This is a genomic window from Actinoplanes sp. NPDC051851 (genome assembly GCF_040681165.1).
Lineage (GTDB): Bacteria > Actinomycetota > Actinomycetes > Mycobacteriales > Micromonosporaceae > Actinoplanes.
The window spans coordinates 83751-106578 of record NZ_JBFAYF010000032.1 but is presented as its reverse complement, the minus strand read 5'-3'; the positions used below and the strand labels follow the sequence as shown (position 1 = coordinate 106578).

At 70.4% G+C, this 22828-nt stretch carries 21 protein-coding genes; 13 read left to right on the top strand and 8 right to left on the bottom strand.

Going from position 1 to position 22828, the window contains the following annotated elements:
• The first annotated feature begins 9 nt into the window (after positions 1-9).
• Entirely contained in the window at positions 10-444 is a 435-nt protein-coding gene (locus tag AB0M08_RS27820) for a protein-tyrosine phosphatase family protein (RefSeq protein ID WP_364499165.1), read from the top strand.
• 16 nt (positions 445-460) lie between these two features.
• Here AB0M08_RS27820 and AB0M08_RS27815 read toward each other — a convergent pair whose 3' ends face one another.
• From AB0M08_RS27815 to AB0M08_RS27805, 3 genes are read right to left on the bottom strand one after another with little or no spacing between them, the layout of a single operon-like run.
• A complete protein-coding gene (locus AB0M08_RS27815) occupies positions 461-1477 on the bottom strand; it encodes a Rieske 2Fe-2S domain-containing protein (protein WP_364499162.1) in 1017 nt (338 codons plus the stop codon).
• On the bottom strand, positions 1474-2571 hold the full coding sequence (locus tag AB0M08_RS27810; protein ID WP_364499159.1) for a Rieske 2Fe-2S domain-containing protein: 1098 nt from the start codon (positions 2569-2571) through the stop codon (positions 1474-1476). The genes AB0M08_RS27815 and AB0M08_RS27810 overlap by 4 nt, the downstream gene beginning before the upstream one ends.
• A gap of 14 nt (positions 2572-2585) precedes the next feature.
• Positions 2586-3476 carry a polyprenyl synthetase family protein gene (locus AB0M08_RS27805; RefSeq protein ID WP_364499156.1) on the bottom strand — a complete coding sequence of 297 codons (891 nt, stop codon included), beginning with the start codon at positions 3474-3476 and terminating at the stop codon, positions 2586-2588.
• A gap of 221 nt (positions 3477-3697) precedes the next feature.
• Between AB0M08_RS27805 and ispG the strand changes: the two genes are divergently transcribed.
• From ispG to AB0M08_RS27780, 5 genes are read left to right on the top strand one after another with little or no spacing between them, the layout of a single operon-like run.
• Positions 3698-4810: a flavodoxin-dependent (E)-4-hydroxy-3-methylbut-2-enyl-diphosphate synthase gene (ispG, locus tag AB0M08_RS27800; RefSeq protein ID WP_364499153.1), complete on the top strand. Its 1113-nt coding sequence runs from the start codon at positions 3698-3700 to the stop codon at positions 4808-4810.
• A gap of 14 nt (positions 4811-4824) precedes the next feature.
• Positions 4825-6573, top strand: a complete 1749-nt coding sequence (locus AB0M08_RS27795) for a 1-deoxy-D-xylulose-5-phosphate synthase (RefSeq protein WP_364499150.1) — start codon at positions 4825-4827, stop codon at positions 6571-6573.
• A gap of 22 nt (positions 6574-6595) precedes the next feature.
• Positions 6596-7576, top strand: a complete 981-nt coding sequence (locus tag AB0M08_RS27790; RefSeq protein ID WP_364499148.1) for a 4-hydroxy-3-methylbut-2-enyl diphosphate reductase — start codon at positions 6596-6598, stop codon at positions 7574-7576.
• A gap of 56 nt (positions 7577-7632) precedes the next feature.
• Positions 7633-7953 carry a multidrug efflux SMR transporter gene (locus tag AB0M08_RS27785; RefSeq protein ID WP_364499145.1) on the top strand — a complete coding sequence of 107 codons (321 nt, stop codon included), beginning with the start codon at positions 7633-7635 and terminating at the stop codon, positions 7951-7953.
• Entirely contained in the window at positions 7950-8633 is a 684-nt protein-coding gene (locus tag AB0M08_RS27780; protein ID WP_364499142.1) for a phosphatase PAP2 family protein, read from the top strand. The genes AB0M08_RS27785 and AB0M08_RS27780 overlap by 4 nt, the downstream gene beginning before the upstream one ends.
• 52 nt (positions 8634-8685) lie before the next feature.
• On the opposite strand, the gene AB0M08_RS27775 is transcribed toward AB0M08_RS27780, so the two are convergent.
• The 4 genes from AB0M08_RS27775 to AB0M08_RS27760 all read right to left on the bottom strand — a co-directional run bounded on the left by AB0M08_RS27775 (position 8686) and on the right by AB0M08_RS27760 (position 13464).
• Complete coding sequence (locus tag AB0M08_RS27775) at positions 8686-8952, bottom strand: LuxR C-terminal-related transcriptional regulator (protein WP_364499140.1); 267 nt, start codon at positions 8950-8952, stop codon at positions 8686-8688.
• Between the two features lie 139 nt (positions 8953-9091).
• Positions 9092-10198 carry a Rieske 2Fe-2S domain-containing protein gene (locus AB0M08_RS27770; RefSeq protein ID WP_364499137.1) on the bottom strand — a complete coding sequence of 369 codons (1107 nt, stop codon included), beginning with the start codon at positions 10196-10198 and terminating at the stop codon, positions 9092-9094.
• A gap of 5 nt (positions 10199-10203) precedes the next feature.
• Complete coding sequence (locus AB0M08_RS27765; protein ID WP_364499134.1) at positions 10204-11136, bottom strand: hypothetical protein; 933 nt, start codon at positions 11134-11136, stop codon at positions 10204-10206.
• Between the two features lie 1143 nt (positions 11137-12279).
• The gene (locus AB0M08_RS27760; RefSeq protein WP_364499132.1) at positions 12280-13464 is read right to left on the bottom strand and encodes a PEP/pyruvate-binding domain-containing protein; all 1185 of its coding nucleotides are present in this window, start codon (positions 13462-13464) and stop codon (positions 12280-12282) included.
• Positions 13465-13572: 108 nt separating this feature from the next.
• Here AB0M08_RS27760 and AB0M08_RS27755 point away from each other — a divergent pair, with 108 nt between their 5' ends.
• The 5 genes from AB0M08_RS27755 (at position 13573) to AB0M08_RS27735 (ending at position 17697) form a co-directional block, all read left to right on the top strand.
• The gene (locus tag AB0M08_RS27755; RefSeq protein WP_364499129.1) at positions 13573-14217 is read left to right on the top strand and encodes a transcriptional regulator; all 645 of its coding nucleotides are present in this window, start codon (positions 13573-13575) and stop codon (positions 14215-14217) included.
• A 9-nt stretch (positions 14218-14226) separates the two neighbouring features.
• Positions 14227-14829, top strand: a complete 603-nt coding sequence (locus AB0M08_RS27750; protein ID WP_364499127.1) for a histidine phosphatase family protein — start codon at positions 14227-14229, stop codon at positions 14827-14829.
• Positions 14830-14965: 136 nt separating this feature from the next.
• Complete coding sequence (locus tag AB0M08_RS27745) at positions 14966-16159, top strand: cytochrome P450 (protein WP_364499124.1); 1194 nt, start codon at positions 14966-14968, stop codon at positions 16157-16159.
• Positions 16160-16174: 15 nt separating this feature from the next.
• On the top strand, positions 16175-16957 hold the full coding sequence (locus AB0M08_RS27740) for an FkbM family methyltransferase (protein ID WP_364499122.1): 783 nt from the start codon (positions 16175-16177) through the stop codon (positions 16955-16957).
• Complete coding sequence (locus AB0M08_RS27735) at positions 16954-17697, top strand: alpha/beta fold hydrolase (protein WP_364499119.1); 744 nt, start codon at positions 16954-16956, stop codon at positions 17695-17697. The genes AB0M08_RS27740 and AB0M08_RS27735 overlap by 4 nt, the downstream gene beginning before the upstream one ends.
• Positions 17698-17715: 18 nt before the next feature.
• Here AB0M08_RS27735 and AB0M08_RS27730 read toward each other — a convergent pair whose 3' ends face one another.
• Positions 17716-18795 carry a cytochrome P450 gene (locus AB0M08_RS27730; protein WP_364499116.1) on the bottom strand — a complete coding sequence of 360 codons (1080 nt, stop codon included), beginning with the start codon at positions 18793-18795 and terminating at the stop codon, positions 17716-17718.
• Positions 18796-19188: 393 nt separating this feature from the next.
• Here AB0M08_RS27730 and AB0M08_RS27725 point away from each other — a divergent pair, with 393 nt between their 5' ends.
• Positions 19189-21747 (top strand): AAA family ATPase, encoded by a 2559-nt coding sequence (locus AB0M08_RS27725; RefSeq protein ID WP_364499113.1) that lies wholly within the window; start codon positions 19189-19191, stop codon positions 21745-21747.
• 254 nt (positions 21748-22001) lie between these two features.
• Positions 22002-22796, top strand: a complete 795-nt coding sequence (locus tag AB0M08_RS27720; protein ID WP_364499110.1) for a phytanoyl-CoA dioxygenase family protein — start codon at positions 22002-22004, stop codon at positions 22794-22796.
• The last annotated feature ends 32 nt before the right edge of the window (positions 22797-22828 follow it).

Genomic DNA, 22828 nt, shown 5'->3' with positions numbered 1-22828 from the left:
AGGATCCAGTTGACGACGACGCATTCCTGGGATCAGGGAACGGCCGGAATTCTGCGCCTCCCCTCCGGTGCGCTGATTCGGGGAAGGGGCCTGCGAAATCCCGTTCCGACTGGCCCGGAACCGCAATTCGGTGTATATCTGCTCGGTAAGAAACCGCCGGAGACGAAATGGGAGAGTACTTGGATCCGCTGGCGCGATTTCTGGCTTCCGTCCGACCGCGAAGAATTCCGCGAGACGCTGACCGCATTGCTGGAACGGGCCCGGACCGAGCGTGTGGAGATGGCCTGTTACGGGGGCCGGGGCCGTACCGGCACCGCGATGGCGTGCCTGGCCGTGCTGGACGGCCTGCCCGGCGATCAAGCGGTCGACTACGTTCGCACTCACTATTCCCACCGAGCTGTGGAGACGCCGTGGCAACGGCGCTTCGTCGAAAATTTCCGTTGAGCGGGCACCTGCCGGTTCACCGGGCGGCGTCGGCTTCGTCGTCGTGGCCGGCCCGCGGCACCCATCGGTCGTAGTGGTCGCGGAATCGGGCCAGCGGTGCGTCCGGTTCGATCGGTACGCCAGCGCGTTCCTGGCGGAAGTCCGCGTAGACGCGCAGTCCCTCCTGGACGTCACGTCGGCGGAACCTGCGATAGGCCCGCAGCCTCGACGCGTCCCGGAGGGGATCGCCCTGCCGGCGCACGAATGACCAGCCCCGCACGATGGTGTGACCGTCACGGATCGGGGTGACGGCGATCAGCTCCCGGACGGAGTCCTGGCCGGCGACGGAGAAGGTGAGCCGCTGTCCGCCCGGCCAGCCGTCCACCAGTAGGTCCACGGCGTACGGCGGTGCCGTGCCCCGCAGCACCTCCGGCAGCCGGTCCCCGCGGAATTCCAGCCGTGCCCCGGTCCACGCGTCGGCCGTGATCGCCGGGCCGTTCCGCAGGGCTGCCCCCTGATCGGGCAGCGCCGCGGAGCAGTCCTGGCCGATCGCCTCCAGATCGTGGAAGGCGGCGAAGCGGTGGTGATCGAATGCCTGTTCCAGCACCCGGCGGGGCGACGCCGGTGTGGCGAACGCGAACCGGTGACGCTGGTAGGCGCTCCGGGTCAGGACCTGTGGATCCAGCTCAGGCAGCGGGAACAGCGGTTCCTCGGAGCCGTACCAGACCCACAGGAAGCCGTAGCGTTCCAGGACCGGGTACGCCCGCCGCCGCGCCAGGTGGCTGGGCAGCCGGTCCATCCGCGGAATGTGGACGCAGGCGCCGGTGGCGTCGAAGCGCCAGTGGTGGAACACGCACCTCAGCTGCCCCTCGACGACCTTGCCCAGGGCCAGGCTGGCGCCCAGATGCGGGCAGTGCCGCGGGAGCACCGAAGCCCTGCCGGTGCCGTCGCGCCAGGCCACCAGCGGACGGCCGAACATGGTCAGGGACCGGGGTTTGGCGCCGACCGCGCCCGACGGCAGCGCCACGTACCACGATGCCGCCAGGTGGGTCACGGCCTTCCTCCGGCGGCAGCGGGGTCGACCCGGTCGACCCACGACTGGTAGTACTTGCGGAATCGCAGCAGCCCGTTGTCGTGCCACGCGCGCAGCGTCCCGGTCTCCGCCTCGGTGTTGTTGTAGACGGGCAGGTCCTGCGTGCTGCCGCCGCGATACTGGCCGAAGAGCATGAACAGGTTGAACAGGGTCCGCAGGCCGATGCCGCTGCTGCGCGGTGTCACCATCCAGCCGACCTGGGTGGTCCGCCGTTCCTCGATCGGCACGATGGCCAGGAGCACCTTGTAGAACACTTTCCCGTCGACGTAACCGGTGAAGCGCTGGCCGCCCGGCCATCCGTCCACCAGGACCTCGAAGCTGTCGCCCGCCGCGAACGTCGCCGACTTCGCCACCAGCCAGCGGTAGGGGTCGCGTACGGGATGTCCGGGTGTGGCCACCCCCTCGAACCAGGAGCCGAGCCAGGCGTCGGTCGCGATCGGTGATCCGTTGTCGGCCGCCTCCGACTGGTCCTTCAACATCCGGAACTCGGTGCTGTCCAGGGAGAGCCCGTGAAGCGCCTCGAAGTGGAAGTAGTCGAAGGCGTTCTCGAGCAACTGCCGGGCGGTGCCGATGGTCCGGTCGGCATAGCGGAATCCGATGTAGCGGTCGCGGTCGGCGTCGCGGGGCGGGAAGTCCGGGAGCGGGAACAACGGTTCGGGTGTGCCGTACCACACCCAGACGAAGCCGTAACGCTCCTGCACCGGGTAGGTGTCGAGCTGGGCCGTCGTCGGGATCCGGTCGCTTCCGGGGATGCGGACGCACTTTCCCGATCCCTCGAAGCGCCACCCGTGGAAAGGGCAGCGGAGCTCGCCGTCGACGACCTTGCCTAGGGCCAGGCTGGCGCCCTGGTGCGGGCAGAACCTCGGCGCGAGCACCGGCCGGCCGGTCGCGTCACGCCAGGCGACCAGGTCCCGGCCGAACAGCCGGACCGCTACCGGGCGCCGCCCCAGCTGCCCGGACGACATGCCGACGTACCAACTCGCCGCCAGGCCCACAGGGACGGCGTCGGGTCTCGCCGGCTGCGCGGAGATCTTGCGAGGCAACACACTCTTCATCCGCCTACCCCTCCTCAGTGGGACCGGTTACAGACGTAGTCGGCGATGGCGAACAACGGGATCGCACCCTTGCCGAGGACTTCCACGTCCTGCTTGGCCGACTCCACGAGTTCGGCGGCTCGCCGGCGTGACTCGTCGAGACCCAGCAGTCTCGGGAACGTCGCCTTGTTCGCCCGGTCGTCCTTGTGCGGGGTCTTGCCCAGTTCCTCGAGGGTGGCGGTGACGTCGAGGATGTCGTCGACGATCTGGAACGCCAGACCGATCTTCTCGCCGTAGCGGCAGAGCCGCTCGATGGTGTCCCCGCCCGCCTCGGCCAGGACCGCGCCGGTGGCCAGGGCCGCCACCAGCAGCGCGCCGGTCTTGCGGGCGTCCATCAGTTCCAGCGCCGGCAGGTCCACGTCGTTGCGGTCGGTGTTCTGGATGTCGATCACCTGTCCGCCGATCGCGCCGTGCACGCCGATCGCGTGCAGCAGGATGTTGAACACCCGCAACAGCCGTTCCGGGGGAGCCTCGGTGCGATCGAGGACGTACTCCAGCGAGTACGACAGGAGCGCGTCGCCGGTCAGCACCGCCACGCCTTCACCGAAGACCTTGTGATTCGTGAGTCTGCCGCGCCGGAAATCGTCGTTGTCCATGGCGGGAAGATCGTCGTGGATCAGGGTGGCGGTATGCAGCATCTCCAGCGCCACGGCGGTGGGAAGTGCGATTTCCGGTCGGCCGCCGTGCGCGGTGCACGCCGCCAGGCACAGGATGGGGCGCAGCCGTTTGCCGCCTGACATCAATGAGTACCGGATTGACGCACCCAGCGGTTCTGGAATGTCACCGTCGAGGGCTCGCTCAAGCTCCTGATCAATGAGGACCTGCTGTTCTCGCAGGTATGAGGACAACTCAAATTCCTGAAGCATGAAACCTCGCTTCGACCGGACTGACCTTAGCGAAGGCTAACGTGATCCGGTCATCGAAGCCTGTGCATTTGCACGGTGTTCATGGCGGCCGTGTCGGTTAAGGATTTGCAATGACGCCGTCGGCGGCTGGCGCGGTGAGCGCCGGCCGGCTCCACGGGCACCGGCACTCCCGGATCGCGGCGGGACAGGACATGCGCAACGACCACGGTGAGGGAGCAGCCATGACCGCTTTGCACATCGCCCGGCGTCCCACTCGTCAGCTGACAGTGGGGAAGGTGGGTGTCGGCAGCGACAGCCCGGTCTCGGTGCAGTCCATGACCACCACGCCGACCACCGACATCGACGCTACGCTGCAGCAGATCGCCGCGCTCACCGCGGCCGGCTGTGACATCGTCCGTGTCGCGGTTCCGTCCCAGGACGACGCCGACGCGCTTCCGGTGATCGCCAGGAAGTCGCAGATTCCGGTGATCGCCGACATCCACTTCCAGCCGCGCTACGTCTTCGCCGCGATCGAGGCCGGCTGCGCCGCGGTACGGGTGAACCCCGGCAATATCAAGAAGTTCGACGACCGGGTACGGGAGATCGCCCGCGCCGCCGCGGACCGGAACATCTCGATCCGTATCGGCGTCAACGCCGGTTCGCTCGACCCCCGGTTGCTCGCCAAGCACGGTGGGGTCACCCCGGAGGCACTCGTGGAGTCCGCGCTGTGGGAGGCCGGGCTCTTCGCCGAACACGGGTTCCGCGACCTCAAGATCTCGGTCAAGCATCACGACCCACAGGTCATGGTGCGCGCGTACGAGCTCCTCGCCGCGGCCTGCGACTATCCGTTGCACCTCGGGGTCACCGAGGCAGGCCCGCCGCCGCAGGGCATCGTCAAGTCCGCGACGGCGTTCGGCGCGCTGCTGCGCCAGGGAATCGGTGACACCCTGCGGGTGTCGTTGTCGGCGGACCCGGTCGAGGAGGTCAAGACCGGTATCGGCATTCTCGAGGCCCTGGGCCTGCGCGAGCGCACCGGCCTCGACATCGTGTCGTGCCCGTCCTGCGGCCGTGCTCAGGTCGACGTCTACGAACTGGTGGCGGAGGTGCAGGCCGCGCTGGACGGCCTCGACGTCCCGCTGCGGGTCGCGGTGATGGGGTGCGTCGTCAACGGACCGGGCGAGGCGAGAGAAGCGGACCTGGGGGTCGCCTCCGGCAACGGGAAAGGGCAGATCTTCGTACGGGGCCGGGTCGTGCGCACCGTGCCGGAATCGCGGATCGCCGAGGTGCTCATCGAGGAGGCGCTGCGGCTGTCATCCGGGTCCACCTCCGACGAGGTCACCGCGAGCAGCTGGTGATCGAGCAGCGGACGATGCTGTCCGGCCCTTCGTATGCGTACCTGCACGGCTTGTCGCCGGAGGTGGTGCGCGAGTGGACGTACGACCAGTGCGATCGTGGCGCCGGCGACATCCGTCGTTTCCTGATCGACCGGGTCACCCGTACCGGCGGTCACCTCGGTCCCAATCTGGGCATGGTGGAGCTGACCATCGCCCTGCACCGCGTCTTCGAGTCCCCGCGTGACGTCCTGCTCTTCGACACCGGCCACCAGTCCTACGTACACAAGATCCTGACCGGCCGGGCCGCCGAGTTCGACACCCTGCGCCAAGCCGGTGGCCTGTCCGGATACCCCTGCCCTGCGGAGTCCCCGCACGATGTCGTCGAGAACTCGCATGCCTCGACCGCGCTGTCCTACGCCGACGGCATCGCCAAGGCGTTCGCGTTGCTCGGTGAGCAACGCGGCATCGTGGCCGTGATCGGGGACGGCGCGCTGACCGGCGGCATGTCCTGGGAGGCGCTGAACAATCTAGGCGGCGGCTCGCTGCCGGTCGTCGTGGTGCTCAACGACAACGAACGTTCCTACGCGCCCACAGCGGGTGCTCTGGCTCACCACCTGGCCCGGCTGCGCGGCGGCGCACCCGGGGCGACGAGCCTCTTCGGCCAGCTGGGGCTCGCCTACGTGGGCCCGGTCGACGGCCATGACATCGTCGCGACCGAGCAGGCCCTACGCCGGGCCAGGAGGATGAACCGCGCGGTGGTGGTGCACTGTGTGACCCGCAAGGGCGCCGGTCACCGACCGGCCGAGGACGACGACGCTGACCGCATGCATGCCATCGGCCCGGCCGGCGGCGGCACAGCCCGTTCCTGGACCTCGGTCTTCGGCGAGGAGATCGACCGGATCAGCGCCGCGCGCCCGGACGTCGTCTGCGTCACGGCCGCCATGGCGCTGCCCACCGGGCTGGGATCGCTGCTGCGACGAGCACCCGAGCGGGTGTTCGACGTCGGGATCGCCGAGCAGCACGCGGTCACCTCGGCCGCGGGCCTCGCGGTCGGCGGCCTGCACCCTGTGGTGGCCATCTACTCGACGTTCCTGACCAGGGCCCTGGACCAGGTGCTCATGGATGTGGCCCTGCACCGCCTCCCCGTCACGTTCGTGCTCGACCGGGCGGGGATCACCGGACCCGACGGGCCGAGCCATCACGGCATGTGGGATGCGAGCATACTGGCCCTCGTACCGGGGCTGCGGCTCGCGGCACCGCGAGACTGCGCCGAGCTGCGGGGCCTGCTCCACGAGGCCGTGTCCCACGCGGACGGCCCCACCGCGGTCCGCTTCCCCAAGGGCACGGCCGGCGAGGACGTGCCGGCACAGCACCGTACCGCCGAGTACGACGTGCTGCATGCGGTGCCGGACGCCCGCGTTCTGATCATCTCCGTGGGACCCATGGCCGAGGCGTGCCTCGAAGCGGCCCGCGACCTGCAGGAGCAGGGCATCCCCGCGGCGGTGATCGATCCACGGTGGATCGCGCCCCTCACCTCGGAACTGGTCAAGCTCGCCGGTGCCCACCAACTGGTCGTGACGGTGGAGGACGCGACGTCCACCGGTTCCGTGGGCGGGCGTCTGGCGCAGGCGCTGGCGGCGTCCGGCTCGGTCGCCCGTACCGTGCCGCTCACCCTGCCGGCGGCCTTCGTGCCGCACGGCTCCCGGCAGCAGATTCTGCGAGCCCACGGCCTCGACGCGGCCGGGATCGCCGGGGCGGTCCGGAAACACCTGGATCAACCGTGACTGTCGGCGAAAGGGCATTCGTGTGACGGGGAGAGTTCTGCTCGCGGCACCGCGCGGGTTCTGCGCGGGCGTCGACCGGGCGGTGCAGGCCGTCCGGTCGGCCCTGTCCGAATACGGACCGCCGGTCTACGTACGGCACGCGATCGTGCACAACACCCACGTCATCGCCCAGCTCGAGGCGGCCGGCGCGGTCTTCACCGACGACCTGGACGAGGTTCCGCCGGGCTCGATCGTCGTGTTCTCCGCCCACGGGGTGTCCCCGCAGGTCCGGGAGCACGCGCACCGCCGTTCGCTCAGCGTTGTGGACGCCACCTGCCCCCTGGTGTCGAAGGTCCATGCCGAGGCGCGCCGTTACGCCCGCGACGATCACCAGATCGTCCTGATCGGGCATCATGACCACATCGAGGTGTCGGGTACCCGTGGTCATGCCCCGGAGCACATCCATGTCGTCGACCCGGACGACCCGGCCGCCGTCGGGAATCTGGTGCTGGACGAGGACCGGCCGGTGGTGTGGTTGTCACAGACCACCCTCGCCGTCGGCGACGTCGAAGCGACCGTGGAACGGCTGCGCACGCGGTTCCCGCATCTGAGGCAGCCTCCGAGCGACGACGTCTGCTATGCCTCCACCAACCGGCAGAATGCGATAGCCGCGATCGCCGCCCGGTGCGACCTCGTGCTCGTCGTGGGCTCGCCCACCTCGTCGAACTCGCTGCGGCTGGTCACCGTGGCCCAGCGCGCCGGCGCCCGCGCCGCTCACCTCGTCGACAGCGCCGATCAGCTCGATCCGCGCTGGCTGGAGGGTGTCGGCACCATCGGCGTGACCAGCGGGGCCTCCGCGCCGGAACACGTCGTGCACGAGTTGCTCGATCGTCTGGCCGGGCACGGATGGAGCGATGTCGAGCAGATCGGAAACGACTCCGAGGACGTCACCTTTGGCTCGCCGCCGATGGGGAAGGGGCGTCCGGGACCGCCCCGCGTACCACGTCACGACGACCGATCGTGACCCACGGCCCGCCGGCCGGGCCCGGTCGGCGACCGCCACTGACGGAAGGATGGGAAATGGCCTGGATACTGCTCGTCGTGGCGATCGCCGCCGAGGTCGCCGGCACCACGGCTCTCAAGATGAGCTCCGGTCTGACACGGCTGGTGCCGAGCCTGGTCGTCGGGGTGGCCTACGCGCTGTCGTTCACGTTGCTGGCCTTCGCTGTGCGATACCTGCAGGTCAGTGTCGCGTACGCGATCTGGTCGGGTACCGGCACGGCGGCGATCGCCCTCATCGGGTGGTACGCCTTCGGGGAGTCGCTGACCGTCGTGAAGGTGGGCGCGATGCTGCTGATCATCGCCGGCGTGGTCATCCTCAATCTGACGGAGACGCGGTGAGCTCCCGCTCCATCGCCCGGACCGCGCTGTGGCATCTGCTGACCGTGGTACTCGCGCTGGCGGCGGGTGGTGCGGCGGTGGCGTTGCTCGTGCCGGCCGGTCGCGGCGAGCAGGGCGTGACGCTGGTTCGTGACGGCCCGTCCGCGGTGCTCTACCGCGAGGTGATCACGACGGCCGCCGGCGCCCCGCCGTGGGTCACCGCGGTGGGCGGAGGTCTGCCCGAGGCCGGACTGCTGGTGCTCGTCATCCTGGTGTTCGTGGCGACCTGGATGCGGCGGGGTGACCGCTGGGCGCGGTGGCTCGGTGCGCCGGTCGTGCTGGCCGGGGCCCTGATCGCGGACGTGCTCAGTGGCGCGGTGAAGACGGCGGTCGAGGAGGAGCGTCCCTGCCGGGTGTTCGCCGGCACCGTCACGTGGCTCGCCTGTCCTGCGGAGGGCCACTGGTCGTACCCCAGTGATCACGCCGCTATCGCCGGGGCATTGGCCGCGGGCGTCGTGCTGCTTGCTCGACGACTGGCACCGGTGGCGGTGCCGGTCGCGCTCCTGGTGGCGATCGCGCGGGTGCTGGCCGGCGTGCACTATCCGCACGATGTCCTGGCGGGACTGCTGCTGGGCGTGGCGATCGCGGTGGCCTGTTGGGCGCCGGCGCCCTGGCTCACCGCGCCCGGTGCCTGCCGATGAGCGGGATCCCGCCGGTTACCGGATGACGACGTGACGCCGGAGGGGCAACGGCTCACGGCTCCTCGTTGAGGGCCGGGGGCCAGGAGTCCGGCTGGAGAACGCCCTGGTTGTAGGCGCGAGCGACGATCGATGCCCGGTTCGCCGCCTGAAGCGTGTCGCGAAGGGCGGCGATGTGGTAATCGAGTGCGGTGCGGGACAGGTAGAGCTCCTCGCAGATCATCTTCGAGCTGTAGCCCAGAGCGAGAAGCTCGAGGACTCGGCCGCGAACGGCCGAGGAGCGGCTGCGGTGGGACATGTCGTCGATCAGGCGTACTGACATTCTTTGAATCCAAACTCTTGACCGGCCCACCCAGGTCCCTCTGATGGGGACAGTGGTGGCGCACGGGTGTGCACGAGAATCGTCGCCACGTCGGTGCGGCGGCACCGCCCGGGATGTGAACGTTCGCGCCGGCCGGTGGTCACACCGGCGCGGATCCTTCTGCGCCCCGAGGACGTCTGCCATCAGTGCCGGACGCGCCCGCCTCCGCCCGGCGAGCGGGGGAGTTGTCGGCATCGACCACCCGATCCACCCATGACTGGTAATAGCGCTGGAACGCCCGGACGCCGTCGTCGCCCACGGCGTGGGCGCTCTCCGGGCCTGGTCGGCGTCGGCGGGCGGCCGCAGCCGCGGTGACCCGGCTCATCAAGAGCTGCGCCATTTCCGTACGGACCCGTCCGGTCCTCTCGACGGCCGTCGCTACGTGTTGAACAGTGCGGCCCGGCGCGACGGGCGTGGTCGCCAGGAGCATCCGGTACTGCGGGACGCCGTCGGCGAGGACGGAGACGCGCTGACCGGCCGGCCAGCCGTCGACCCGCAGCGTGACCTGACCGGCGCCGGTGCCCGTCAGCCCGGTGAGTGCCGTCAGGGTTCCGGGGTGGCGGGGCAGCCGCACCTCGGCGCCGAGCCAGGCGTCCGCCGGAATCGGCGACCCGTGGTCCCCGGCGAACTCCCCGGGAGTCAGTATGCGTAACCGGGGCCGCCCGGCCCGCGAGCCGCTCAGCCGGGCGAGATGGCCGGTGTCATACGTCTTCTCCAGGACGTGCCGGACCGATGTCATGACGGTGTCGGCGAACCTGAAGCGGCGGTACCAGGCCGGGCCGGCGTCGAAGGCGGTCATCCCCGGCAGGGGGAAGATCGGCTCGGCGCTGCCGTACCAGGCCCAGATGTAGCCGTAGCGTTCGACCACCGGCCACGGCTGCCGGTGCGCCGCGGCGGGAATGTGGTCGGAGCCCGGGATCTGGGCGCATGCTCCCGAACTGTCGAACCTCCAGCCGTGGAACGGGCACTCCAGAAGGCCGTCGACGATCTTGCCGTGGGCGAGGCTGGCGCCCATGTGCGGGCAGGCACGGGGCATCAGCACCGGCCGCCCGTCGCGGCCGCGCCAGGCCACCGCTTGCTGTCCAAAGAGAGTCAGCGACGCCGGTTTCCGCGTCAGGCTCCCCGATGGCAGGGCGACGTACCAGCTGGCCGCCAGATCGAGTGCGGCCTGCAGCTCTGCGTTCGCCCGAGTCGTATCGTGTCTCACCCGCCTCACCCGCTGCCTGTCTCGGCCCGGGCGGCGTGTTCGGCCCAGCCGGTGTAGAACTTGCGGAACTTGAGCACCCCGTGGTCGTACTTCACCGGGACGACGGGCCCGGACTCGGCCGCGTGCCGGTAGATGACGAGGTCCTGAAGTGTGCCCTGTCGATGCTGGGCCCGGTATCCGAGATAGGTCAGCACGTCCCGGAACGGTCGGCCGGTGCGGGCGACCAGCGTCCAGCCGCGCATGATGGTGCGGCCCGCTCTCACCGGCGTGACGCCGAGGAGTTCCTTGGCCACCACCTCTCCGTCCAGCAGGAAGGTGAGCCGCTGACCGGTCGGCCAGCTGTCCACCAGGACATCGGAGCGCTCGGTGCGGAAGCCGAACGTGCGGAACGGCTGCGGTATGTACAGGCCGCGGGCGGTCAGCTGGGCGCCGAACCAGGCGCCGTCGGCTATCGGTGGCCCGTTCTCGGCCGCTGCCCGTTGGTCCGGGAGCAGTGTCATGTCCATCGGGATCCGGGACTTCACCCCGTGCAGGAACATGAAGTGATAGAAGTCGAAGGCGTTCTCCAGGATTCGCCGGGGTGACGCCTCGGTGGTGTGCGAGAAGCGGTATGTCAGGTAGCGCTTCCGGTCGCCGTCGAGTGCCGGCACCCGGGGGAGCGGATACGCCGGTTCGGTTCCGCCGTACCAGGCCCATACGTAGCCGTACCGTTCCACCACCGGGTAGCTGCGCAGCCGGGGAGCGTCCGGCGGGCTGTCCGCCGGGCCCGGATTCGGACGCCGGCCACGTCGTTGCGTGATGACGGCGCAGCCGCTGCCGTCGCGCCAGGCCACCGAGTGCGTCCCGAACAACTGCAGCGTCTGCGGCTTCGCGGTCAGCGCGTTCGACCGCAGGGCGACGTACCAGCCGGCCGCCAGTTGCAGTCCGGCTGCGGCCACTGTGCGGTCACGGGGCGCCACCGTCACGGCCGGCCGCCGCCGGATCGGGCGATCTCGAGTCCGCTCGGTGGTGCGGTGGTGCGGGACCGGCGGCCGGTCACGTCCGGTGCCGCGTCTCCGGGTGCCGGTCTGCGCTGCTCTCCGCTGGTCACTGGTGCTCGCGCGGGAGGATAGCGCGGCGAATCGGTGAGGTGCCCACGACTGGCGGGCGGGACGGCGCGATGGAGAAGATTTGCTGGCGCTCGCGTATAAGCAGAAAGATCAAACTGCGCAGCGTAACGAATGTGCGGTTCCCCGAATGTACCCACGGTCGCCAAGGTAACACCCTGAAGATTGGTGGTCAACTAATGTTAACGTTGGGTACACCCGCCGTTATCGGGTCCGTGCGGCGTATTTTCGTGCATCGGCTTCCTTGAGCATAAGGTGATGATGTGATATCTATTCGCCCCGGGTTGTGGCGCCGGTCGTGCAACGGCGCCGGTCGATGGTGTGCGGGATTCGGCCCGGAGTCGCGCCGGGTGTGATGTACCTCACTGATGGTGTCCATGGATTGCTTCCCAGCGACGCGTGCGCCGTTCGAGTGGATCACGATCGACGGTATCCGTAGCCTCGCATCAGGCGCCGCGGCGGAGATTTCCGCTGGTAAGTGGCTTCTCGGTATGGCTCTGGGCCCCACCCGGACCATCTCATCGGGTGTCGCCGGTCCGTCGTCCGCGCCGAACGACTGCTCGGCCGGATCACCGGCGGCGACCGGCGATGCTGCTCCGGAGGCGAAGCCGGCAAGGGTGAACGCCTCCGCGACGGGGCGGTGATCGGACTGGGCGGCGAGCCGGGCCGGTGACCGGACCTCCGGCTCCGTCAGTGTGTGCACCGTGCTGTGGCGGCTGGCCTGCCATCGGGGAAACGGCGTCTCCCGGGCGAATAAAGGTTGGTCGAGGTGTCGGCCTCGTACGTGGGAAAGGGAATTTCGATCTTTTCCCACCGGCGTGTGAACGCCTCCGGCATGTGCGGTGCCCGCCGCGTCGGGCGGTGTCTTGTCGTGCCGAAAAGAGGATGCCGAATTCCGTACGTGAAATAGCGGAATGGTGACGGCAGGAATGGCGACCCGATGGTTTATGGTGCGGCGCCGTGCCCTGCTCGGCGTCAGAGCAGGGTGATGCGGCCGGTGCTGCCGTCCACTTCGACCGGGGCGTCGTCGGGAAGGGCGTTCGTCGCCCCGGCGACCGCGAGAACGGCGGGCAGACCCTGCTCGCGCGCCACGATTGCCGCGTGCGACAGGACGCCGCCGGTCTCGGTGATCACCGCGGCGACCGTGCCGAACAGGGGAGTCCATGCCGGGTCGGTGGTCCGGCAGACGAGGATGTCACCGGAGCGGACGCGGCCGAAGTCGCCGACGCCTCGCACCACCCGCACCGGGCCGCGGGCGATGCCGGCGCTGCCGGGTGTGCCGGTCAGCACCGTGGTGTCCGCCTCGGCCCCCGTGACCGGGCCGGGAAGCGGAGAGGTGATCGGCCGCGCCTGCAGGAGCCAGATCAGCCCCCGGGCGTACGCCCACTCGATGTCCTGCGGCTGTTGAAGAAGCTTCGCCACCTCCCGGCCGAGGCGCGCGAGCCGCAGCACGTCCTCGCCGGACAGGCAGGGGCGTTCGCGATCCGCGCCGTCCACCTCACGGGTGACGACCGTGTCACCCTGCCGGTCGACGCGAGTGGCTTTGCCGCCCAGCACGTGGTTCACGACCGCGTCACCGGAGACCGTCCACGAGTCGGGGGTGACCCGGCCGGCGACGACGCTCTCACCCAGCCCCCACGAGCCTTCGACCCGGATGTCGGTCCCGGTGAACAGCACCCCGGCGACTTCGGCGTCCACCAGTTCCTGCACCAGCACCGCCACACCGGGCGGCCCGGCGTCGGTCCGGCGGCGGTAGGCGACGGCGCGCTCCGACCACACGGAGGCCCAGCACCGGCGCACGGCGTCGGCCACCGCCGGGGCGCCGCTGACCCCGAGGAACGTGTCGTGCTGCCCGGCCGCCGTGGCGTCGGCCGTGTCCTCGCTGGTCGCCGACGAGCGTACGGCCACGGGCGGGTCACCCAGCCGGTCGAGCGCCTGCTCGATCCGGTCGGCCAGCCCGGACGGGAGTGCCGTCTCCGCGAGCAGACGCCGGGTGGCGCCGGCGTCGTCGGTGCCGAGCGCGGTGACGGCCTGTTCGTACGCCGTGGTCGGTACCACGAATCCCGGCGGGACCGGCAGCCCGGCGTGCAGTAGCCGGCCGAGGACGGCCGCCTTGCCGCCCGCGGTGGCGACATCGGCATCGGCAAGATCGATCAGCACCGTTACCTCCGGAAGCGATTGGCCGGAATTGACCGTTGGCAACTCTACGTGTCCGGATCGTGCGCGTCGGCGTTGACGTCCGGCGCGGCAGTCTGAATGCTCTCTGTCATGACGTACGCTTCCACGCCGGAACTCCTCGTTCTGCACGGGATCCGGGCCTCCGGGATGGCCCGCGCCACCGCGATCTCCCAGCGCACGGGTATCGCCGAGGACAAGGTCACCGAGCTGCTGGGGGACTTCGAAGCCTACGGCTGGGTCACGCACGTCGCGTTCGGTGACACCAGCGGCTGGACCCTCACCGAGCGCGGCCGTGACGAGGACGGCCGGCGGCTCGCCGCCGAACTCGACCGGGCCGGGGCGCGCCACGCCGTCGAACAGGGTCACGCGATCTTCGAGACGCTGAACGGCCGCCTGGTCAAGGCCTGCACCGATTGGCAGCTGCGGCCCACCGCCGGCGATCGGCTGGCGACCAACGATCACCGTGACACACAGTGGGACGAGGGCGTGCTGGATGAGTTGACCACCCTCGACGGCGAGCTGAAAGAGCTGATCGCCGCCCTCGCGGTGGTCCTGGCGCGCTTCGGCGACTACCACGAGCGGTTCTCGTCCGCCCTGGCCCGTGCCCGCGCGGGCGAGCAGCAGTGGGTGGCCGGCATCGGCGTCCCTTCGTGCCATGCGGTGTGGATGGAGCTGCACGAGGATCTTCTGTCGACACTGGGCATCCCGCGCGATGCGAACCGGGGCGACAGGTAGGTTCGGCCCATGGCAACCCGACACCTTTACGTTGCACGACACGGCGCGGCAGACGCTTTCGGCGAGATCAAGGACACCGGGCGGCGACAGGCGAGCCTGTTGGGAGAGCGGCTCGCCGGCCTGCCGATCGACCACATCCGGCACTCACCGCTACCGCGTGCCGCGGCGAGCGCCCAGGAATTGGCCCGGCACCTGTCCGGCGTTCCCGTGTCGGAGTCGGCCGAACTCGTCGACCACGTCCCGTACGTGCCGGACGCCGCGGAGATGCCCCGATCGTGGGCCGGGTTCTTCGACGGCTACGACGAGGCGGAGGCCGCCGCGGGCCGCAGACTCGCCGGCGCGCTGGTGGCCCGGTTCGGTCAGGTGCCGGCGGCCGGCGAGCCCGACACGTACGAGGTGCTGGTCACCCACGCCTATCCGATCGCGTGGCTGGTCCGCGACGCCCTCGACGCCCCGCCGGTGCGCTGGCTGAGCCTGGACAGCGCGAACACCGGGCTCACCGTCATCGAGTACCGCACCGGCCTGGCGCCCACGCTGGTGATGTTCAACGACATGAGTCACCTGCCCGCGGAGCTGCGCTGGACCGGAATCCGGGCGGACGGCCGTCCCTGAACCAGAGCCCACCCACCGGCGCGAAGGGTCACCCCTGGGCTCTGCGGTGCCGCGGAACGGGTAACTCTGGGGCTGTGCCACGGTCGTGCGGCGAGCATCATCGGGTGGCCGCCGACCGCACGGGAGATCAGTCCGTATGCCGCTCACCAGCGCCGAGCACCTCTACGATCCGGACCTCTACCTCGACGGCGAGCCCGAGCAACTGTGGCGGCGCTTGCACGCCGAAGGGCCGGTCCACGAGGGTGAGTGGGAGGGCCGCCGCTTCCGGGTGGTGCTCTCCCACGAGCTGATCTCGCAGGTGTTGAAGAACCCCAGGACCTTCACCTCCGAACGAGGGATGCGCCTGGACCAGAATCCGGCCGCGACGTCGAGTGCGGCGGGCAAGCTGCTCATCGTCACCGACCCGCCGCGGCATACGAAGATCAAGAAGATCGTCAGCTCGGCGTTCACCCCGCGGATGGTGAGCCGCCTCGAACGCACCATGCGGGACACCTTCGCCGCGACGCTCGACGAGGCGCTCGAGGCCGGCGTTTGCGATTTCACCCGGGTCGCCGCCCGGCTGCCGCTGGCGGTCATCTGTGACCTGCTCGGCGTGCCGCCGTCCGACTGGGACTTCATGCTGGACCGGACCATGACGGCCTTCGGCTCCGACGGCGCGCCGGCTGACGCCATGGCCATGGCCGAGGCGCACGCCGACATCCTGTCGTACTACGAGGAGCTGATCGGCCTTCGTCGCCGTGATCCGCGGGAGGACGTCGTCACCGCGCTGGTCAACGGGGTGGTCGACGGCGTTCCCCTGACCGACGAGGAGATCTTCCTCAACTGCGACGGGTTGATCTCCGGTGGCAACGAGACGACCCGGCACGCCACCGTCGGCGGACTGCTGTCTCTCATCGCGAACCCGGACCAGTGGGCGCGACTGCGCGCCGATCCGGGTCTGCTGACGAGCGCGGTGCCGGAGATCCTCCGCTTCACCAGCCCGGCGATGCACGTCCTGCGCACCGCGGTCGCGTCGGTGGAACTGGGTGGGCAGAACCTGGAGCCGGGGGATCAGGTCGCCCTCTGGCTGGCCGCGGGGAACCGTGACCCCGCGGTGTTCGCCGAGCCCGACCGCTTCCTGGCCGACCGGCGGCCCAACCCGCACCTGGCCTTCTCCGCCGGCCCGCACTACTGCCTGGGCTCGGCGCTGGCCACGACGGAGCTCACGGTGATCTTCGAGGAGTTGCTGCGCCGGGTGCGTACGGCCGAGACGGTGCAGCCACCGCGCCGGACCCGATCGATCCTCATCTGGGGATACGAGTCGGCGCCCGTACGGCTCACCCCGGCATGAGAGAACGGAGCAAGCATGACTGGCACGCACCGTGAGCTGCGGCTGCCCGACGGCCGAGCAGTGTGGTGCACCAGCCCGGGGGAGGCGTCGCTGATGTGGCGAGAGGCCACCGGCGACGGTTTCTACCGCCACGCCGCTCAGCTGCTGCGCCCGGGAGACACCGTGCTCGACGTCGGAGCCAACGTGGGACTGGTGTCGATGGCGTTCGCCGACGCTCAACCGCGGCTGCGGGTGATCGCCGTCGAGCCCGTGCCGGACACGTTCGCCTGCCTGGAGGCCAACCTCGCACGCTGGGTTCCCGGCGCCGTCGCGATCAGGACCGCCGTCGCCGCCGTCCCGGGGCAGCGGAGCCTGACCTACTATCCGGCGGCCCCGGGCAACTCCGGCCTGTACGCCGACCGTCTTGCCGACGACGCGATGACCAGGACGTATATGCGAAACAGCGGTATGGACGACGAGTTCATCGAACTACTGGTCGAGGGGCTGCACGAAGGCCGTGAACTGCCGGTGCCGGTCACGACCGTGTCCGAGCTGATGCGGGCGTACGACGTCGGCACCGTAGCCCTGCTCAAGGTCGACGTCGAGCGCGCCGAGATGGACGTGCTGCGCGGTGTCGCCGGCGCGGACTGGGCGCGCATCGACGCGGTCGTCGCCGAGGTGCACGACGAGGACGGCAGGCTGGCCGACTTCTGCGCGCTGCTGCGCGAGGCCGGATTGCCGGCTCAGGTCCGTCAGGATCCGGGCTTGGTGGGGACGGGCCTGTTCGAGATCCTCGCGCACCGCGAGGCTGGACGATGAGCGCGGCCCTCGTCGCCCTGGGCGGCGCCGACGGCGGCCGCGCCCTGGTCTGTGTGCCGCACGCCGGTGGCAGCGTCGTCGCGTTCCGGGGATGGGCGGCGTCCGCGCGGGCGTCCGGGATGGCCGCGTCGGCCGTGCACTGGGAGGAGGAGGACGCGGGTTCGCGCGGCATCGAGGAACGGGCCGGCGCCCTGGCCGGTGAGCTGGGCGCGCTCCCGGGCCCGTATGTGCTGCTGGGGCACAGCCTGGGCGCGCTCACGGCGGCCGAGACAGTCCGCCGGCTCGAGCGCGATCCTGCCGCGCGGCTGCCGGAGCATCTGGTGCTCTGCGCGGCCGCGCCACCGGGCTACCCTCGCGGTTTCCCTCCGGGCGTGCGCACCGCCTCCGACACCAGCATGCGCGAGTACGCCCGGGAACTCGGCGGGACGCCGGAGAGCATCCTGAGCGATCCCGAGTTCGGGCCGGAGGTGCTGACCCGGCTGCGGGACGACCTCGACCTGATCGAGCGGTATCGGCCGGTCTTCGATCCGCCGCTGCGGACACCGGTCTCGATCTACGGCGGCATCGACGACACGGTGGTGACCCGTGACTTCCTGTCCGGGTGGCGACGGCTGGCCTCCCGTACCCGGATCCGGATGTTCGCCGGCGGCCATTTCTTCCTGCATGACAGGCCGGACGAGGTCTGCCGCAGCGTGATCATCGACTGTGGGGACTCCGGCTGGGCGCCCTCCGGGGCATAGGCGCGGCAGGTGGGGACATCACCACCGCACGGGAAGCTGGACGAGCTTGCGCATCCCGGAGACCGCGTGCCACTGCAGTTGCCGTCCGGTCAGGGTGAGCCCGGGGAAACGGGCCAGCAGTCGGCTCAACGCCGTTTCGGCCTCCTGACGGGCCAGCGCGGCTCCGAGACAGTAGTGCGGCCCGGCGCCGAAGGATAGGTGTGCCTCGCCGCGGCCGGCGTTCTGCCGGGTGATGTCCAGCTTCTGCGGTTCGGGGAACGTACGCGGGTCGTGGTTGGCGCCACTGAGCGCGGCGGTGACGGCGTCGCCCGCCTGGAACTGCGCCCAACCGACGTCGACGTCGTCGGTGACATAGCGCATACGCGAGACCAGGACGGGGCCGCACCAGCGCAGCAGCTCCTGCACGGCCTGGGGCATGAGGGTGGGGTCCGAGCGCAGCAGGGCCAGCTGGTCAGGGTGGGTGAGCAGTGCCCAGACGCTGTTGGCGATGAAGTTCGCGGTGGTGTCGTGGCCCGCGATGACCAGGCTGAGGGTCATCGTGACCAGCTCGCGGTCGCTGAGCCGGTCGCCGTCACTGTCCCGGATGCGGATCAGATCGCTGATCACGTCGTCGCCCGGGTCGGTGCGCCGCCGCCGGACCAGGTGGTGGGTGTAGTCGACGAGCGGCCCGAGCGTCTTGCCGAGGGCCTGCTGGTCGAAGGAGAGGTCATGGGTCCAGCGCAGCCAGGCCGGCAGGTCCGCGGCCGGCACGCCGACGAGCTCGCCGATGACATTGATGGGCAGTGGATAGGCGAAGTGTTCGAGCAGATCAGTCGTTCCGCCGACGGCGTGGCTGGGCAGTGCGTCGAGCAGGTCGTCGGTGAGCTGCTCGATTCGCGGGCGCAGGGCGGTGACCCGCCGGACCGAGAACGCGGGCGTCACGAGCCGGCGCAACCGGGTGTGTTCGCCGCCGTCGGCGTCCAGGATCGTCTCGGCCAGATAGGGGATGAGTTCCTCGGCCAGGCCCAGTTTGCGCATGGCGTCGGCCTGCAGCGCCGGAGCCTTGCCGTGTGGCACCGTCGCGGGATTGTTGGCGAAGCGCGGGTCGCTCAGGACCACGCGGACACCTTCGTTGCGGCCGGCGATCCACATCAGCGATCCGTCGACGGCGCGTAGGGGACAGGCCGCGGCCTGTTCGCGCAACTGATTGTAGGCGGCAGCCGGATCGGTTTCCGGCGGCGGCGAAATCAGGTGCGGAGAATGGTGGTTAACGGCTCCGGGATCGCTCATTATGACAATTCCATTCGACAATAATTACTGCACATGCGTCAATGTACTGAGAGTGGTGATAGTTGCCGGGAGTGAGCGGCAAATGGTAGCCGGAATCGGGAGGGCGGGCAACGGTATAAATCGCCTTGAAGGTTCCCATGAGCGGAGGTTGTGGACGCTCGACCGGTCCACTGTGTACTGTGACGGTCGTGCTGTGTAGTACTGCGTTCGGGGGAGTTTCGCATGGCTGGCACTTCGCGTGACGACTTTCCTGCTGTCCTCCTCGGGCGGACGGCGGAATTGCAGAGAATCGACCACGTATTTCGTGAGCTCAACGGTGGTCGCGGCGGCCTCTTGGTGGTCGAGGGATCCGCGGGCCTTGGCAAGTCCACCATATTGCAAAGGATGCGGCAACGCGCAACCGCGGGCGGAAACTGCGTACTTTCCGCCCGCGGTGACGAGTTCCAGGCCGGGGTGCCGTTCGGTGTGCTGGCCCAGCTGATGGAGTCGGCGGGCGAGGGTTCGCGCGCCGCCCGCGAGCCGGGGGGCACCCTGTCCGCGGCGGAGCTGCGCAGGCTGCGACGCGGGCTGCTCGAGATCGCCGGTCGCCGTCGCCTGGTCGTCGTGGTCGACGACGTGCGCTGGGCCGACGTGCCGTCCCTGCGGTTGCTCAGCTATCTCGCATCGCGCGCCGCCCGGACGCCGATGGTCCTGGCCGTCGCCGCTGATCGTGCCGACCGCGGACCGGCGGCAGCGTGGCTGAGCGTCGTCGGCCTCGCCCGGGACACGACCCTGCTACGACTCGCCCCGCTGACCGAGGAGGCCACTGAACGCCTGGTGGTGCAGCACTTGGGGGACCGGACTCCGGACGGGTTCGCCAAGGCGTGCTTCGACGACACCGGTGGCAATCCCCTGCTGCTGCACGAGCTGCTGACCGAGCTCACCGATCGGGGACCCGCGGCGCCGGAGGCCGCGCTGGACGCGATCTCGCGCCGCCCGCCGGCACGGGTGGTGCACGAGGTGGCCCGGCGGCTGCGCAGCCTGCCGGAGCTGGCCCTGGGCATCGCCCGCGCGGTCGCGGTGCTCGGCGCGGCCGCCGATCCGGGAATCGTCGCGCGGACCGCGGACTGCGCCGAGGCAGACGTCGTCGAGGCCGTGACGGCCCTGGTCGGCGCGGAAGTGATGAACGACGGGCCGACCCTGCACTTCGCCCAGCCGATGCTGCGTGCCGCGGTGGACGCCGCCACCCCCGCCTTCGTGCGCCGTCACCTGCAGGCCCGGGCTGCCCGTGCCGTGGCCGAGGCCGCCTCCGATGGCCGGCGCGGTCTGCCGTCCGTCGCGAGTGCACCGGGTGACAGCGAGCCGGCCGGCTCGGGCGCCGCCGCGATGGACCCCGCGACTGCCGTGGCGGAACCCGCTCTGCGGCTGGTCCTCGAGTGCCGGTTCGGTGAGGCGATCACCGCGCTGGAGAGGGAGTCGGGCGAGACGGAGGACGCGCAGGATCGACTCCGGCTGAAGGCGCTGTCGGACGGTGTCGCCCAGCTCGTCCCGGGGACCCGCGGGTCCGGCCGGCTGTCCCGGGACGGCGGCTCGCGGGATGCCGGCGAAGCCCCGTGGCAGCAGATGTGGCAGGGCGTACCCGCCGATCACATCACCCAACTCGTGGCGGACCTACTGCGTGATCCCGCGCCGTCCGGAGCGGAGACCGTGGTGCGAGCCGCCGTGCTGCTCGCCACCGTGATGCTCGGACCGGACAGCCGGATCCGCGAGTCCCGGCACGCGATCCTGCGGCTGCGCGACGCGGCGAGCCGGATCGGGACCGAGTTGGCGGGCCTCGATCTGTGCATGCGGGCGGCGGTGGACTACCAGCTCGGTGACATCGACGGCGCCTCGGACCTGGCTCTGCAGGTGCTCTCCGGTCGCGAGGGCTGGAATCCCCCCGCCTTGACCCGGGCGTTCGCCGTGGCGATCCGGGCCGAGGCCCTCATCGATCAAGGCGACCTGGAAGCGGCGGACGGGGTGCTGGCACAGCCGGACCTGTTCGCCGGCGGAGGCCCCGATACCATCGCTCAGCTACCGTTGCTGCGTGCGCGCGGGCGGCTGCGCATCGAGCAGGGCGACGCCGAAGCGGGCTGGGACGATTTGGTACGCGGACGCCGGCTCGCCGCGGCGCTGGGCCTGGCGTCGGGCGTCCGGCTCTCCTGGCCGGCTGCTCCGGTGGCGCTACACCGGGCGGGCCGGACCGAGGAGGCGCTCTCCCTCGCCCGCCAGGAGCTCGCCGAGGCACGCTCCTCGGGCGCCGCCCGGCCGCTCGCCGCCGCTCTGCGCACGTTGGGGACGCTGACCCCCGGCGCAGGGGGTCTGCCCCTGGTGGAGGAGGCGGCCGGGCTGATGGACAGCTTCCCCGATCCGCTGGAACGAGCCCGGAGCCTGCTCGCCTACGGTGTGGTGCTGCGCCGCGCCGGCAAGCGTGGTGAAGCGCGGAGGCAACTGCGGCTCGCCGCCGATCTGGCGGCCAACTGCGGCGCTCGGGCGGTGCGGGACCGGGCGGACGAGGAGCTGTATGCGATCGAGGCCGGTGCGACGAACCGGAGGTCGCGCCCGCTACTGACCCCTCGGCAACACCGCGTGGCCGAGCTCGCCGCGGCGGGCCTGCAGAACGAGGAGATCGCGCAGACGCTCTTCGTCACGGTCAAGACCGTGGAGTGGCACCTCACCCAGGCATATCGCAAACTCGGCATCGACTCGCGCAGCGCGCTCCCGCCGGCGCTGACCACCGCAACCCCAGGCTACTCAGCGTAGTTGCGAGAGGACCCTGGGGTGGTCCTGGGGGTCATCCCTGGTGCGGCGAGCGGCCCAAGGTCGCAAGTATTGCCAACGACATGCAGACGGCGATCAGGCGGCCACGCCCGGCACCGGGACCACCGCCCTGAACCACACCCGCACTGTGGCGGATGCGCCGATCGCGACCACCAGGACTCGCCCGGCCTCGTCGGCTCGCGCCCGTTGCGCGCCTGCTGCCGGGACCGGCCGACATCCCACCATCGGGAGCGCCCATGAGACTCACCGAGGAGCAGTACGCCGCTTATCGGACCGACGGCTTCGTGACGTTGGAGAACGTCTTCTCCGGCGACGAGGTGGAGACCCTGCTGGCCGCCTTGGCACAGGACCAGCGCATGCCCGGCCCGCACCTCATCACCGAATCCGATGGCACCACCCTGCGCGCCATCTACGCCTCGCACCGGCGTCACCCGCTCTTCGCCCGGTTGGTGCGCTCGGATCGGCTGCTCGGCCCGGCGCGGCAGATCGCCGGTCCGGATCTGTACGTCCACCAGATGAAGATCAATGCGAAACAGGCGTTCGGCGGGGAGCGGTGGGCCTGGCACCAGGACTACATCGTCTGGCGTGACGCCGACGGCATGCCCAGCGCCAACCAGGTGAACGTCGCGCTCTTCCTCGACGACGTCACCGAGTTCAACGGCCCCGTCACCTTCCTGCGCGGCTCCCATCGGCTCGGCACGCTGGAGCGCCCCAACGTCACGGTGGGCGACGGTGCCGGCCACATCGACCCGGACGACTACGCACTCACTCCCGCCGAACTGGCCGACCTCGTGAAGCAGCACGGGATGGCCAGCCCCAAGGGAGCCCGCGGTGGCGTGCTGCTGTTCAGCCCGCAGATCGTGCACGGCTCCGGGACCAACATCTCGCCGTTCGCCCGGCGCCTGTTGATCCTGACCTACAACCCCGTGCACGAGGCGCCGCGCCCGGCCGGCGAACCGCGTCCGGAGTATCTCGTCGGGAGGAGCCGCACCCCGCTCGTACCCACAGCGGAGCCCCTCGACCAACCCTGACCCACGCAGAGCCGCCCATCCGACGGGGGAAC